The following is a 13,968-nucleotide window of genomic DNA, read 5'->3' as shown; positions in this document are numbered from 1 at the left end:
TACTCCCGCCGTCAGACGACCGGCGCGCGGCGCGACGGCACCGTGGACGGCATGACGCAGCTATCCCGCCCCGCCCGCCGGGGCTTCCTCATCGCGCACGTCGTCGCCTCCGTCGGCTGGCTGGGCCTGACGCTGTGCCTGCTGGTGCTGGCCGCCACCGGCGCCACCACCGACTCCGCGCCCACCGCCGAGGCCGCCTACCGCGCCATGAAGATCTTCGGGGACTGGCTGCTGGCGCCGCTGGCCGTGACCACGCTCGTCACCGGCCTCGTGCTCTCGCTGGGCACGGTCTGGGGACTGGCCCGCCACCGCTGGGTCCTGGTGAAGTTCTGGATCACGCTGGGCGCCGCGATCGCCTCGATGCTCGCGTTCCGCACCACCATCAACGAGGCGGCGGCGGCCGTCGCGGCCGGCGATCCGGTGACCGACCCGGCCGCGCTGGTCGCCCCGCCGATCGTGTCCCTGTCGCTCTACCTGTTCAACACGGCGATCTCCTACCTCAAGCCGTGGGGGCTCACGCGGCGAGGCCGGCGGCTGCGCGCGGCGCGCGTCGTCCGCAAGAGCGCGGGGAGCGGAAAAACACTCGCCGCCGCGACACACCGTCAGCCAGTCTGAAGGCCGTGACCACCACCCCCGCCTCGTCCCGCGCTTCCGCCTCCGCCTCGTCCCGCTCCGCCTCGTCCCGCTCCGCCCTGGCCACGCTGCCCATACGCCGCCTCACCCCCGCCGACGTGCCCGCCTGCCTCGACCTGGCCGCGGACCGCGGCTGGCCCCGCGAGGAACGCAAGTGGCGGCTGCTGCTCAGCGCCGGCCAGGGCTTCGGCATCGACGCCGATGCTCGCGGTGGCCACGGCGGACTGATCGCCGCCGTCGTCGCCACCTCCTACGCCGCCGACGACCCCCGCCTCGCCATCAGCTCCATCGGCATGATGCTGGTCGCCGCCCGCCACGAACGCCGGGGCCTGGGGCTGCGGCTGCTGACGCACGCGCTCGCCGAATGCGGCACGCCGGCCGCCTTCCTCACCGCCACCGAGGCCGGCCGCCCCCTCTACGAACGCCTCGGCTTCACCACGGTCTCCACCCTCTCCTCGCTGCGCGGCGCCCTCGCCGCTCCCGGCGCCCCCGGCGCTGCGGGCGGCGTACACGTGCGCCCCGCCACCGCCGCCGACCTGCCCGCCGTCCTCGCCTACGACCTGCCGGTCTTCGGCGCCGACCGCACCGGGCTGCTCACCCGCCTGCCGTCCTTCGCCGACCAGTTCCTCGTCGCGCAGGCCGAGCCGGCGCCGGGCGCCCCGATCACCGGCTACGCCGCCGCCTGGCCCAACCCCGACTCGACCGTCATCGGTCCGCTGCTGGCCGAGGACCTCCCCACCGCCCAGGCCCTCATCACGCGCCTCGCCGCCGACGCCCCGGCCGGCGTACCGCTGCGCTTCGACGCCGACGCCCGCCACCCGGAGCTGGAGCGCTGGCTGCGCGCCGCGGGCCTGGCCGGCGAGCCCGCCACCACCACCCTGATGGTGCGCGGCGCCCCCGACCTCCCCGGCGACCTCGCGCGCCGCCTCGCCCCGTACTCCGTGGCGTTGGGGTAGGCCCTCGCCGGCCCTTCACCACACCGGCCGCAGCGGCGGCGGCTCCTCGCCCCCCAACTCCCGCACCACGCGCACGAGCTGCCGCCGCAGCCGGTCCATCTCCCGCCGCCCGCCGCCCGCCGATTCGCTGGGTCAGCTCCGCCCCCAGTCCGCGCAGGGCGTGCCCGGCCACGGCGAGGTGCCGGTAGGCGGCCTCGGTGAGCACCACCAGCCGGCGCCGCCCGCCCGCCGGGTGCGGCTCGCGGCGTACGTAGCCACGCCGCTCCAGGTCGTCGACGATCTGCCCGGCCGCCTGCTTGGTGACGCCGAGCCGCTGGGCCAGCTCGCTGCTGGTCGCCCCGTCCGGCCGCAGCGCCTGGAACGTCAGCCCGTGGATCGGCCGCAGCTCACCCCCGACGACGTCACCGCCACGCCCAACGCCGTGATGACCTCGCCCGCCACCCCCAGCCGGCGCACCACCGATGGTCAGCGCCTGGACCGTACGGATCGCCCCCGGGCCAGGCCGCCGTCCTGCCCGCCGGCGAGGTGCGGCAGATCGGCGTCGGCGACAGCGAGGACACCCCCGAGGTGCTGGTCTGCATGACCGCCGCCCTCGCCCACGCCACCCTCCCCGAGACCGGCGAGGTCCGCCCCGTCCCCTGGACCGCGTGACCCCCCTCACCCCCTCACCCCTCACCCGTTCACCCGCGCGCTCCCTCGACCTCCCGCCCCCGCGCCACCGCGACCACCCGCCCCCGGCCCCCGCGGCCCTCACGGCTCCCGCCGTCGTCCGCGCGCCGCTCCAGCCGAGCCGACACCACCGCCAGCACCAGCGCACCGGCCGCCATCCCCGCCCCCACCAGATTCGGCGTGGTCACCCCCCACCCGGACGCGAGCACCAGCCCGCCCAGCCAGGCCGCGAGCGCGTTGCCCAGGTTGAATGCGCCGATGTTGACCGCCGAGGCCAGTGTCGGCGCCTGCGCCGCCTGGTCCAGGATCCGCTTCTGCAGCGGCGGCACCGTCGCGAAGCCGAACGCCCCGATCAGCGCGAGCGTGACCGCCGCCGCCACCTTCGCGTGCGCCGCCGCCGTGAACACCGCCAGCGCGAGCGCCAGCGCGCCCAGCGAGACGTACAGCATCGGCATGAGCGCGCGGTCGGCGTACCGCCCCCCGACCAGGTTCCCCACCACCAGCCCGACCCCGAACAGCGCCAGCAGCCAGGTCACGCTGCCCTCCCCGTACCCGGCCGCGTCCGTCATCATCGGCGCGATGTAGGTGATCGCCGCGAAGACGCCGCCGAAGCCGAGCACCGTCATCGCCATCGCGAGCAGCACCTGCGCGTTGCGGAACGCCGCCAGCTCACGGCGTATCCCGCCCCCTGCCTGCCGCCCCTCCGGGGCGTCGCCCGCCCCGCGCGGCACCAGTACCGCCACGCCCGCCAGCGCCACCACCCCCACGCCCGCGATCGCCGCGAACGACAGCCGCCAGCTCACCTGCTGCCCGAGCAGTGTGCCCGCCGGCACCCCGACCACGTTGGCGATGGTCAGCCCCGTGAACATCAGCGCGATCGCCGTCGCCCGCCGCTCCGGCGCGACCACCGACGCCGCCACCACCGAGCCGATGCCGAAGAACGCCCCATGCGCGAGCGAGGACACCACCCGCCCCGCCAGCATCACCCAGAACGCCGGCGCCACCGCCGACAGCAGATTCCCGGCGATGAACAGCACCATCATCAGCATCAACATCCGCTTGCGCGACACCCGCGCCCCCGCCATCGCCATCGCCGGGGCGCCGGCCACCACCCCCAGGGCGTACCCGGACGCCAGGAACCCGGCCGTCGGGATCGACACCCCGTAGGTCGCGGCCACCTCCGGCAGCAGCCCGGTGACCACGAACTCCGTGCAGCCGATTCCGAACGCCCCAACGGCCAGCGCGACGAGCGCGAGTGGCATGAGGAACCTCCCCAACCCGAGACGGGATCATTGCGTACAGCCCTAGACCCGCGCACACAATAATTGCAGACGCTCTATACATGCAAGCGCAGACTATTTCGCCCTGCGCTAACCTGACCCCAGGGGACGAGGGAACGAGGGAAGAAGGAGGAAGCCGGAGAGCAATGACGCGCCCTGAACAACGCCACGAACAACGCCCCGCGCAACGCCCCGAGCAACGCCCCGAACCGGGCCTCGCCCAGGGCTGGTGCGCCCTGTCGGCCCTGCACGACCGCATCGAGGCGCACATCGAACGCGCCCTGCAGGCCGCCCACGCCCTCAGCGTCCGCGAGTTCTCGGTCCTCGAGGTCCTCAGCCGGCAGCACGACGGCGACGGCGGCCACGTCCGCATGAACGAACTCGCCGACGCCGTCGTCCTCAGCCAGTCCGCCACCACCCGCCTCGTCAACCGCCTCGAAGACCGCGGCCTGCTGACCCGCTACCTGTGCCCCACCGACCGCCGCGGCATCTACACCGACGTCACCGACGCCGGCCGCCGCCTCCTCGACGAGGCCCGCCCCACCAACGACGCCGCCCTGCGCGAAGCCCTCGACGACGCCGAGAGACGCCCCGAGCTCGCCCCCCTCGTCGCCGCCGTCCGCACCCTCAACCCCGAACACGCATGACCACGCGCCGGCGCCAGGTGACGACCCCGGACGGCATCACCCTCTCCGTCACCGAACGCGGCGACCCGGCACGCCCCACCGTCCTCCTGCTCCACGGCTACCCCGACACCAAGGACATCTGGCGCCCGGCCGCCACCGCCCTCGCCGACCGCCACGGCCTCCACACCCTCGCCTACGACACGCGCGGCTGCGGCCGCTCCACCGCCCCCTGTCCCCTCCGCGGCGGCTTCACCCTCCACCGCCTCACCGACGACTTCCTCGCCGTCGCCGACGCCCTCAGCCCCGACGCGCCCGTCCACGTCGTCGGCCACGACTGGGGCTCGGTCCAGGGCTGGGAGTTCACCACCTCCCCGCGCACCCGCGGCCGCGTCGCCACCTTCACCTCCCTCTCCGGCCCCTGCCTCGACCACATCGGCCACTGGATCCGCAAGCGCCTCGCCCGCCCCCGCCCCCGGCACCTCGCCCAACTCCTCACCCAGAGCGCCAAGTCCTGGTACATCTACGCCCTCCTCACCCCCGGTCTCCTCGAGGCCCTCTCCCGCACCCCTCTGCCCCGCACCCACCGCACCCTCCTCCATGGCGCCTGGCTCTACCGCGACAACTTCCACCCCCGCCTGGCCCGCCCACGCCTGAACCCCACCGCCCACGCGCCCGTCCAACTCATCACCCCCACCCGCGACCCCTTCATCTCCCCGACCCTCTTCGAAGACCTCGACCGCTGGACCCCGACCCTCACCCACCGCCGCCTCCCCACCGGCCACTGGCTCCCCCGCACCCATCCCCTCCGCCTCGCCGCCTGGATCGCGGAGTTCGTCGCGGCTCACGACCATCGGCGTTGATACGCCCAGACGATCGCACGTTTACACGGACATAGGCCGCGTCCTCGCCCCTTCCCCTTCGTTAACCCGAACGGGTCCGTCAGGCCTCCCTCGGGCATGTGGCAGGCCCCATGGCCGACCGCGCCATCGCGGCAGCAGCGTGCGCCACGTCCGATTCCTTCAAGACCGCCGACCGCCGCGCCGCCTAACGTGCCAAGCATGACAACGACACCCACACCCCGACTCGACCTCATCGGCATCGTCACCGACGACATGGCCGCCTCCCTCGCCTTCTACCGCCGCCTCGGCCTGGACATCCCCGCCGGGGCCGAGACCGAGCCGCACGTCGAGACCGCCCTCCCCGGCGGGGTGCGCCTGGCCTGGGACTCCGCCGAGTCCGTCAAGTCCTTCATGCCCGACTGGTCCCCGCCCACCGGCGGCCAGCCGCGCATCGGGCTGGCGTTCCTCTGCGCGGCCCCGGCCGACGTCGACACGCTCTACGCCGAGCTCACCCAAGCCGGACACCACGGGGAGAAGGCGCCCTGGGACGCTCCCTGGGGCCAGCGCTACGCCGTCGTGCAGGACCCCGATGGCAACACCGTCGACCTCTTCGCGCCCCACTCCCCGTCCCCGCCCTCGGAAGGCTAGAGCGCCGTGATCGGCACGCCGGCCAGGTCCTTCACCTCCCGCGCCAGGTGCGCCTGGTCGGCGTAGCCGCACCGCGCCGCCACCTCCGCCAGCGCCACCCCGTCCCGCGCCAGGCCCAGCGCCCGCCGCATCCGCAGCACCCGCTCCAGCGTCTTGGGCCCATACCCGAACGCCGCCAGGCTCCGGCGCCGCAGCTGCCGCTCGCTCAGCCCCACCTCCCACGCCGTCTCCGCCACCCCGCGCCCGCGCGCCAACGCCGCCACCACCGCCGCCCGCCACGGCCCGGGCCCCGCCGCCTCCCGCAGCCGCCGGGCCGCCACCGCCTCCAGCACGGCCCCGACATCCCCCGCTACCGCCCCGGCCACGCGCTCCGCCAGCGCCCGCACCTCCCGCTCCGGCCACAGCGCCTCCAACGGCACCCGCGCGTCCCTCAGCTCACACGCCGGAACGCCGAACACGCCCGGCCCCACCCCCGGCGCGAACCGCACCCCCACCCACCGCCCGCCTGCCGCCTCCACCTTCGCCCGCGTGTCCGGCCCGGCCACCACCAGGCCCTGCCCCCGGGCACCCTCCGCCCACATCAGATCCATGCAGCCATCCGGCAACACCCGCCCCCCGCCCTCGTCCACCCGCGAGGCGTTCACCCACACCACCGCGCCCGCGATCACCGCCGACGCCCGCTCCTCGTACACACCCCCCAGCATGGCACCCGGCACCGACAATCGGCCTCTGCCGCCGGACAGGCCCGGCCCCTAGCCCGCCCCACGGTGGTGGTCCAGCACCCTGCCCAGCAGACGCACCAACTCCCCCCGCTCACCGGCCGACAAGGGAGCCAGCAACGCCTCCTGCGCCCCCGCCAGTGCCTTCCCGGTCCGCGCGAGCTGCCGCCCGCCCTCCGCGGTGATCGTGATGACGTTCCGCCGGCGGTCTGCGGGATCCGGGCTCCGCACCACCTGGCCCCGCTCCACCAGCTCGTTGATCGCCGCCACCACGTCGCTGCGGTCGATGCCGCACCGCCGCCCCAACGCCGCCTGGCTCGCCGGGCCGAACTCCTCCAACGCCGCCAGCAGCGCGTAGTGGTAACGCCGGGCGCCCGACTCCGCGAACGCCTCCGACACCAGCCGCCCGGCATGCGTCGCCGTCTGCGTCAGCAGCCAGCTCGGCGTCGACCGCAGCCGCACCGGCGCACGATCCCCAGCCGTGTCCATGCCACGACCCTAACAACCAGCCCCGCCAGGTCCTGTATGTGAGCGACGGAGCGGAACACGTGACGAGGCGGCTGACTCGAGCCACACCTGCCTCACAGACCGCCCTGCATGTTCACGAACCGCGAGTAGTGCCCCTGGAACGCCACCGTGATCGTCGCCGTCGGCCCGTTCCGGTGCTTCGCCACGATCAGGTCCGCCTCCCCCGCCCGCGGCGACTCCTTCTCGTACGCGTCCTCCCGGTGCAACAGGATCACCATGTCCGCGTCCTGCTCGATCGAGCCGCTCTCCCGCAGATCGGAGATCATCGGCTTCTTGTCCGTCCGCTGCTCCGGCCCGCGGTTCAGCTGCGACAGCGCCACCACCGGCACCTCCAGCTCCTTCGCCAGCAGCTTCAGGTTCCGCGACATCTCCGCCACCTCCTGCTGGCGGCTCTCCGGACGACGGCTGGAGCCCGTCTGCATCAGCTGCAGATAGTCGATGACGATCAGCTGCAGCTCGTTCCGCTGCCTCAGCCGGCGGCACTTGGCCCGGATCTCCATCATCGTGAGGTTCGGCGAGTCGTCGATGAACAGCGGCGCCTCGTTGACCTCCGCCATCTTGCGCGCCAGCCGGTTCCAGTCCTCGTCCGTCATGCTGCCCGACCGCATGTGATGCAACGCCACCCGCGCCTCGGCCGACAGCAGCCGCATCGCGATCTCGTTCCGCCCCATCTCCAGCGAGAACACCACACTCGGCAGCTTGTGCTTGATCGAGCACGCCCGCGCGAAGTCCAAGGCCAGTGTGGAGTTGTGCGTGGGAACCATTGACCGCGTGGCCAGGTAGAGGTGCTCAGCGTTGTCCACCTGCACACAGCGGACTGGGACGCTCCCGACCTCACGGACGTCGGTGATGAACCGCTGCCGTAGCTTCGGGGTGCCGGGTCGCCTGCGCTCCGCGTGAATACGACGCTTACGCTCCAGCCCGAACACCTCATCGGTCGGCGTGAACGTGATGATATAGGCGGTAGACGAGCGCTCGGATCGCCCCTTTACCGGCTTGGTTCTCGTGCCACAGCGATAGCCGAGGCTGACGACGAGTTCGCGGAATCCATCGGCCAGTGCCTTGTTCGTGACGGCAAACTGCACCGACCCGGTGTTCGTGACCGTCCCGTCAGTGTCCAGGAGCCCGGCGAGCAGTTCCCTCCGCTGGGTGATGGAGCTCCGCAGATACATCTGTGGGATGTGCTTGTTCCCCAGCACACCCATGTCACGCAGCCGCACCAGCAGGCTGCCGTGGTTCCTGAAGCAGGGAGCGCAACGAGGCTCGGAGAAGGGAGAGAAGCAGACCTCCCCGCAGTCCACACATGTCGCATGCGGAACTGGCGCGGAAAGAAACCTCGCCTTCCCCCCACAAGACCGGCCACACGTCCGCACGTGGGCCAGCTTGGGGATGAAGGACTTCCCGCAGACCACACAGGACCGCTCGATCAGCTCGGGTCCGGCAACGGAGAACCTGACAGCGTAGGTGATCGACGCCGCACCCACCCGGCGAACCTCGAAGCCCTCGTCGGCCATGCGCCGAACGATCTCCGCATCCGCCGTCGTGATCCTTGCGGCGTTGCTGTGCCCGTCACCGAGCCACAGACCCAGCACGTACGGCGGAACAGGCAACTCCTGTGCAGGGAGAGCCAGAGGCGCCGTGTTCTTCACGGTGTGGTTCTTGCGCCGGTCGGCTGTGTCGCAGCGGAGCGTCTCGGCGATTTCCTTGGTGGTCTTGACCGAGGCGAAGACACGCTGGTTCCGCTGCACGCCATACCCGACGGCGGCGGCCTGCGCAGACTTGCGCGACGCCCGCGTGTCGGTGAGCCACTCGTGATCCGCATCGGCGATGACCCTCGTACCGTCGTCGAAAACGACCTGGTAGCACGGACGCCCCGTCATCACCTCGGTAGCGGCCACCACCCGGGTCGGCTTCCCCGAAGCGTCGAGCAGATAGTCACCAGTCCTCACCTCGCCCATGGTGGTCCACCCGGTCGGGGTGGGCAGTGGGGTGTCGAGCGCCAGCGCCTTCCCCATCGCCGGCCTCGCCGCGATCACGATCATCTGCCCCGGGTGCAGCCCGTTCGTCAGCGAGTCCAGGTCGGTGAAGCCCGTCGGCACCCCCGTCATCTCGCCGCTGCGGTTGCTGATCGCCTCGATCTCGTCGAGCGCGCCCTCCATGATCTGACCCAGCGGCAGGTAGTCCTCGCTGGTCCGCTGCTCCGTCACCGCGAAGACCTCGGCCTGTGCCGAGTCCACGATGTCGTCGACGTCCCCGTCCGCCGCGTACCCCATCTGGGTGATGCGGGTCCCCGCCTGCACCAGGCGGCGCAGCACCGCGCGGTCACGCACGATCTCCGCGTAGTACTCCGCGTTGGCGGCCGTGGGGACCGTGTTCACCAGCGACTGCACATACCCGGCGCCGCCCACCTTCGACAGCTCGCCGCGCTTGGTCAGCTCGTCCGCCGTCGTGATCGGGTCGGCCGGCTCGCCCCTGGCGTACAGGTCGAGGATCGCCGCGTAGATCGTCTCGTGCGCGGGCTTGTAGAAGTCCTGGCCGTGCAGCACCTCCACCACGTCCGCGATGGCGTCCTTCGACAGCAGCATGCCGCCCAGCACCGCCTGCTCCGCCGCCAGGTCCTGCGGCGGCACGCGCTCGAACGCTGCCCGCTCGCCATAGCCGTCCGCCGGCTCCCCGTCGACCGGCGGCGCCTCCGCCTCGGCCTGCCGTGGCCGCGAGACCGTCACCCGGCCGCCCGAGACGGCGGGCACCTCGTCCCACGGCGGCCCCGCCGCCGGCCCCGAACGCTCCAGGTCAGCCACAACCCCCGCCTCCTCCCGCAAGCACGGCCTGCCTCGCCTGCCTCGCCAGGCCGACACCGTCCTTGATACGGCACGGCACTGACAGTCGGTCGCCAGCCTCGGGTTACGGCGCGTCGAGAAGGATCAGAAGCGCAGGCGACGCCCAGGCGAGCGCGGACCAACGCTAAGGGCCAGGCAGGCGGGGGCCAAGCAAGTTATCCACAGGCTGATGTGGACATCAGATCAGTCCCTGTGGACGACGCGGCGATTCCTGTGGACGAAGCGGGGGACGGCGCTGTGGACGACGTGACCATGATCGCCTGGGATGCCATCTGACCTGCGAAGACATCATCCACCGCCTGTGGGCGGAAAAAACTTCGGCTCTCTCGCCAAGATCACGACAACGACGGCAGACCATCACACCACGACCCCCGGAATGTAAGGGATCCAAATCCCTTGCATCCATTACCTGTGGATGTTTGGATGACGCCCATGCCACCGACGCCACCCGGCACCCCCGCGCCTACGCACAGTGATCAGACTCCGGGCGGCCGTAGCGACGCGAAGGAGCGGCGCCGCGCCGCCCGGCGGCGCGATCGCGAGATCGTCGCGCTCGCCCTGCCCGCCTTCGGCTCGCTCGTCGCCGAGCCGCTCTTCCTCATGGCCGACAGCGCCATGGTCGGCCACCTCGGCACCGCGCAGCTCGCCGGGCTCGGCGTCGCCGCCGCCCTCCTCACCACCGGCGTCGGCATCTTCGTCTTCCTCGCCTACGCCACCACCGCCGCCGTCGCCCGGCGGCTGGGCGCCGGGGACCTGCCCGCCGCCATCCGGCAGGGCATGGACGGCATCTGGCTCGCCCTCCTCCTCGGCCTCGCCCTCGTCGCCGCCGTGGTCCCCACCGCCCCCGCGCTCACCGAGGCGTTCGGCGCCTCCGCCAACGCCGCCCCGCACGCCACCACCTACCTGCGTGTCAGCGCCCTCGGCATCCCCGCCATGCTGGCCGTGCTCGCCGCCACGGGTGTGCTGCGCGGCCTGCAGGACACCCGCACCCCGCTCTACGTCGCCATCGCCGGCTTCGCCGCCAACGCCGCGCTCAACGCCGTGTTCATCTACGGCTTCGACTGGGGCGTCGCCGGCTCCGCCTGGGGCACGGTGCTCGCCCAGAACGCCATGGCCGCCGCCTACCTCCGGGTCGTGGTCCGCGGCGCCCGCCGGCACGGCGCCTCACTGCGCCCGAGCACGGACGGGATACGGGCCAGCGCCCGCGCCGGGGCGCCGCTGCTGGTCCGCACCGTCTCGCTGCGCGCCGTGCTGCTGGTGGCCACGGCGGTGGCGGCCCGGCTGAGCGACACCCAAATGGCCGCGCACCAGCTCGCGCTGACGATGTGGACGCTGATGGCGTTCGCCCTCGACGCCATCGCCATCGCGGGCCAGGCCATCATCGGCCGCCACCTCGGCGCGGGGGACGCCGACGGGGCGCGGGCGGCCTGCTGGCGGATGGTGTGGTGGGGTGCGGTCGCGGGGCTCGTCCTCGGGCTGGCGACGGCCGCCGCCAGCCCGCTGCTGCTGCGGCTGTTCACCGGCGACGAGGCGGTGCGGGACACGCTGCTGCCGCTGCTGCTCGTGGTCGCGGTGACCCAGCCGCTGGCCGGCGTGGTGTTCGTGCTGGACGGCGTGCTGATGGGCGCGGGAGACGGGCCGTACCTGGCGGGCGCCATGCTGCTGACGCTGGCGGTGTTCACGCCGGTGGCGCTGCTCGTCCCGACCCTGGGCGGTGGCATCACCACGCTGTGGTGGGCGCTGGCCGGGCTGATGATGCTGACCCGGCTGGCCACCCTGGGGATGCGCGCCCGCACCGGCCGCTGGCTGGTCACCGGCGCGGTGCGGGCGTAGCTCGGGCACCGCGGCGGTGACCGGCCAGCGGCCGGTGCGGCCGGGCGCGTTACTTCGCCGCGTCGACCTGGAGGCCGAGGGTGGCGGACACCTCGGGGTGCAGCCGGACCGCGACCCGGTGCGAGCCGAGGCTCTTGATGGGCGTGCCCAGCTCGATGCGCCGCTTGTCCACATCGGGGCCGCCGGCGTCCTTCACCGCCGTGACGATGTCGGCGGGGGTGACGGAGCCGAAGAGACGGCCGCCGGAGCCGGCGCGGACCTTCAGGCGGACCGTCAGGGCCTCCAGCTGGGCCTTGATCTCGTTGGCCTGCTCGACCGAGGCGATCTCGCGGATCTTGCGGGCGCGGCGGATCTGCTCGACGTCCTTCTCCCCGCCCTTGCTCCAGCGGATCGCGAAGTTGCGCGGCAGCAGGTAGTTGCGGGCGTACCCGTCCTTCACCTCGACGACGTCGCCGGCCGTGCCCAGGCCGTTGACCTCGCTGGTCAGGATGATCTTCATGACGCCTTGTCTCCCCTGGCCTAGCGAGCGGTCGAGGTGTAGGGCAGCAGCGCCATCTCGCGGCTGTTCTTCACGGCCGTGGCGACATCGCGCTGGTGCTGGGTGCAGTTGCCGGTGACGCGGCGGGCACGGATCTTGCCGCGGTCGGAGATGAACTTCCGCAGCAGGTTCGTGTCCTTGTAGTCGACGTAGGTGATCTTTTCCTTGCAGAAGACGCAAACCTTCTTCTTCGGCTTGCGCGCAGGCGGCTTCGCCATGGTCTCTTCGAGTCTCTCCGTGAATTCAACGAAAGCGTGGAGTCAGTGTCAGAAGGGCGGCTCGTCGGAGTATCCGCCGCCACCGCCGCCGCCACCGCCGCCGGGGCCTCCGCCCCAGCCGCCACCGCCACCGCCGCCGCCCTGCTGGCCACCGCCGGCGGGCGCTCCGGTGGCCCAGGGGTCGCCCGCGGGGCCACCCGCCGGACCGCCCTGCTGGCCGCCGCCGGGGCCTCCGCCCCAGCCGCCACCGCCACCGCCCTGCTGGCCGCCGCGGCCGGCGACCCTGGTGATCTTCGCCGTGGCGTTGCGCAGGCTGGCGCCGACCTCGTCGACCTCCAGCTCGAAGACCGTGCGCTTGACGCCTTCCCGGTCCTCGTAGGAGCGCTGCTTGAGGCGGCCCTGGACGATGACGCGGGTGCCCTTGGTGAGGGACTCGGCGACGTTCTCCGCGGCCTGGCGCCAGACCGAGCAGGTCAGGAACAGCGTCTCGCCGTCCCGCCACTCGCTGGTCTGCCGGTCGAAGACGCGCGGGGTGGATGCGACGCGAAACTTCGCGACCGCCGCACCGGATGCGGTGAAGCGCAGCTCGGGGTCGTCGACAAGGTTGCCGACGACCGTGATGACGGTCTCGCCTGCCATGGGAAGAACCTCTCGGCGGGGGGTAACAGCTGATGCTGCGATGATTACTTATGGCACTGACACTGAGGTCCGCTGAGGGTGAGGGTCAGGGTCAGTGGGTGTCGGGACGCAGGACCTTGGTCCGCATCACCGACTCGTTCAGGTTCATCTGCCGGTCGAGTTCCTTGACGACATCCGGCTCGGCCCGCAGGTCGATGACGGAGTAGATGCCCTCGGGCTTCTTGTCGATCTCGTAGGCGAGACGGCGACGGCCCCAGGTGTCGACCTTCTCGACCTTGCCTCCGCCGTCGCGTACGACCGACATGAAGTTCTCGATCATGGGGGCGACGGAGCGTTCCTCAAGATCGGGGTCGAGGATCACCATCACCTCGTAGTGACGCATGCGAAAACCCACCTCCTCTGGACTCAGGCGGCCACGGACGATCCGTGGCAGGAGGGTCAGATGCGTTCGGTCCGCTGTGGAGCGGACAGTACACCGTACCCGCCTTTCTCCTTCCGGTTGAAATCCGGCCGGGTGCGGGCGCAGTCTGGATACGTCGGGACACATCGGGCGACGTCGGAGGTGCCTGATGACGCAGGCGGCTCATCACGGTCCTTTCTCCTTTCTCAACGCTCTGAACACCGACGGCAGGGATCATCCGGTCCAGAACGCCTTCGCGCTGGTGACGCTGGTGCTGGGGGCGGTGGCGGCGCTCACCGCGATCGTTCCTGACCTGCATCTGATCAGCTCGTGGGTGGGGCTGATCGGCATCGCCGTGGGCGGCTGGGGGCAGCTGATCTCCGCGACGACGGCCGAGCGGTTCCTCCTGATCATCGGGATGGGAGCGTCGGGCGTCGGCTTCTACCTGGGAATGGCCCACGGCGGCCTCTTCGGCGGCCTGCTGGGCTGACCCGCGCCCGGCCCGCGCCCGGCGCCGCCGCTGACCCGCCGCTGTCGACCCGCGGCGACCCGTGGCGTTCCTGCCGCCGTTAGGCTTCGGCCAGACCCTGACTCGACTGGGA

General features: G+C 72.3%; 15 protein-coding genes and 2 pseudogenes. 8 read left to right on the top strand and 9 right to left on the bottom strand.

Annotated elements, in window-relative coordinates; all coding sequences use genetic code 11:
• The first annotated feature begins 51 nt into the window (after positions 1–51).
• The gene (locus ACTWQH_RS09380) at positions 52–615 is read left to right on the top strand and encodes a DUF2269 domain-containing protein (RefSeq protein WP_443285969.1); all 564 of its coding nucleotides are present in this window, start codon (positions 52–54) and stop codon (positions 613–615) included.
• A 5-nt stretch (positions 616–620) separates the two neighbouring features.
• A complete protein-coding gene (locus tag ACTWQH_RS09375; protein WP_443285927.1) occupies positions 621–1,589 on the top strand; it encodes a GNAT family N-acetyltransferase in 969 nt (322 codons plus the stop codon).
• A gap of 15 nt (positions 1,590–1,604) precedes the next feature.
• On the opposite strand, the pseudogene ACTWQH_RS09370 reads toward ACTWQH_RS09375, so the two are convergent.
• Positions 1,605–1,977: pseudogene (locus ACTWQH_RS09370) on the bottom strand (MarR family winged helix-turn-helix transcriptional regulator); the annotation flags it as partial.
• Positions 1,978–2,114: 137 nt separating this feature from the next.
• Between ACTWQH_RS09370 and ACTWQH_RS09365 the strand changes: the two are divergent.
• Entirely contained in the window at positions 2,115–2,240 is a 126-nt protein-coding gene (locus ACTWQH_RS09365) for a hypothetical protein (protein ID WP_443285973.1), read from the top strand.
• Positions 2,241–2,269: 29 nt separating this feature from the next.
• Here the strand turns inward: ACTWQH_RS09365 and ACTWQH_RS09360 are convergent, their stop codons facing one another.
• Positions 2,270–3,520 (bottom strand): MFS transporter, encoded by a 1,251-nt coding sequence (locus ACTWQH_RS09360; protein WP_443285926.1) that lies wholly within the window; start codon positions 3,518–3,520, stop codon positions 2,270–2,272.
• A 164-nt stretch (positions 3,521–3,684) separates the two neighbouring features.
• Between ACTWQH_RS09360 and ACTWQH_RS09355 the strand changes: the two genes are divergently transcribed.
• The 3 genes and pseudogenes from ACTWQH_RS09355 (at position 3,685) to ACTWQH_RS09345 (ending at position 5,651) form a co-directional block, all read left to right on the top strand.
• Entirely contained in the window at positions 3,685–4,185 is a 501-nt protein-coding gene (locus tag ACTWQH_RS09355; RefSeq protein WP_443285925.1) for a MarR family winged helix-turn-helix transcriptional regulator, read from the top strand.
• Positions 4,182–5,021: pseudogene (locus tag ACTWQH_RS09350) on the top strand (alpha/beta fold hydrolase); the annotation flags it as partial. The gene ACTWQH_RS09355 and the pseudogene ACTWQH_RS09350, both read left to right, overlap by 4 nt.
• Before the next feature lie 201 nt (positions 5,022–5,222).
• The gene (locus ACTWQH_RS09345; protein WP_443285924.1) at positions 5,223–5,651 is read left to right on the top strand and encodes a VOC family protein; all 429 of its coding nucleotides are present in this window, start codon (positions 5,223–5,225) and stop codon (positions 5,649–5,651) included.
• On the opposite strand, the gene ACTWQH_RS09340 is transcribed toward ACTWQH_RS09345, so the two are convergent.
• The 3 genes from ACTWQH_RS09340 to dnaB all read right to left on the bottom strand — a co-directional run bounded on the left by ACTWQH_RS09340 (position 5,648) and on the right by dnaB (position 9,483).
• Positions 5,648–6,355: a helix-turn-helix domain-containing protein gene (locus ACTWQH_RS09340; protein WP_443285923.1), complete on the bottom strand. Its 708-nt coding sequence runs from the start codon at positions 6,353–6,355 to the stop codon at positions 5,648–5,650. The genes ACTWQH_RS09345 and ACTWQH_RS09340 overlap by 4 nt on opposite strands.
• A 48-nt stretch (positions 6,356–6,403) precedes the next feature.
• On the bottom strand, positions 6,404–6,859 hold the full coding sequence (locus ACTWQH_RS09335; protein WP_443285922.1) for a MarR family winged helix-turn-helix transcriptional regulator: 456 nt from the start codon (positions 6,857–6,859) through the stop codon (positions 6,404–6,406).
• A 92-nt stretch (positions 6,860–6,951) separates the two neighbouring features.
• A complete protein-coding gene (gene dnaB, locus ACTWQH_RS09330; RefSeq protein ID WP_443285968.1) occupies positions 6,952–9,483 on the bottom strand; it encodes a replicative DNA helicase in 2,532 nt (843 codons plus the stop codon).
• A 678-nt stretch (positions 9,484–10,161) separates the two neighbouring features.
• Here dnaB and ACTWQH_RS09325 point away from each other — a divergent pair.
• Positions 10,162–11,571 (top strand): MATE family efflux transporter, encoded by a 1,410-nt coding sequence (locus tag ACTWQH_RS09325; protein WP_443285921.1) that lies wholly within the window; start codon positions 10,162–10,164, stop codon positions 11,569–11,571.
• Between the two features lie 49 nt (positions 11,572–11,620).
• Here the strand turns inward: ACTWQH_RS09325 and rplI are convergent, their stop codons facing one another.
• The 4 genes from rplI to rpsF form a co-directional block, all read right to left on the bottom strand.
• Positions 11,621–12,070, bottom strand: coding sequence for a 50S ribosomal protein L9 (gene rplI, locus ACTWQH_RS09320; RefSeq protein ID WP_443285920.1), 450 nt, complete (start codon positions 12,068–12,070; stop codon positions 11,621–11,623).
• A gap of 20 nt (positions 12,071–12,090) precedes the next feature.
• Positions 12,091–12,327 (bottom strand): 30S ribosomal protein S18, encoded by a 237-nt coding sequence (gene rpsR / locus ACTWQH_RS09315; protein WP_241059930.1) that lies wholly within the window; start codon positions 12,325–12,327, stop codon positions 12,091–12,093.
• Positions 12,328–12,375: 48 nt separating this feature from the next.
• Entirely contained in the window at positions 12,376–12,966 is a 591-nt protein-coding gene (locus tag ACTWQH_RS09310) for a single-stranded DNA-binding protein (RefSeq protein WP_443285919.1), read from the bottom strand.
• 91 nt (positions 12,967–13,057) lie between these two features.
• Positions 13,058–13,348 carry a 30S ribosomal protein S6 gene (gene rpsF / locus ACTWQH_RS09305; RefSeq protein WP_443285918.1) on the bottom strand — a complete coding sequence of 97 codons (291 nt, stop codon included), beginning with the start codon at positions 13,346–13,348 and terminating at the stop codon, positions 13,058–13,060.
• 187 nt (positions 13,349–13,535) lie between these two features.
• Between rpsF and ACTWQH_RS09300 the strand changes: the two genes are divergently transcribed.
• A complete protein-coding gene (locus tag ACTWQH_RS09300) occupies positions 13,536–13,856 on the top strand; it encodes a hypothetical protein (RefSeq protein WP_443285917.1) in 321 nt (106 codons plus the stop codon).
• Positions 13,857–13,968 lie beyond the last annotated feature (112 nt).

Source organism: Streptomyces sp. 6N223 (assembly GCF_052246635.1).
Taxonomy (GTDB): Bacteria; Actinomycetota; Actinomycetes; order Streptomycetales; family Streptomycetaceae; genus Streptomyces.
Note: the sequence above shows the minus strand (reverse complement) of the source record. Positions and strands in the feature narration are given on the sequence as shown.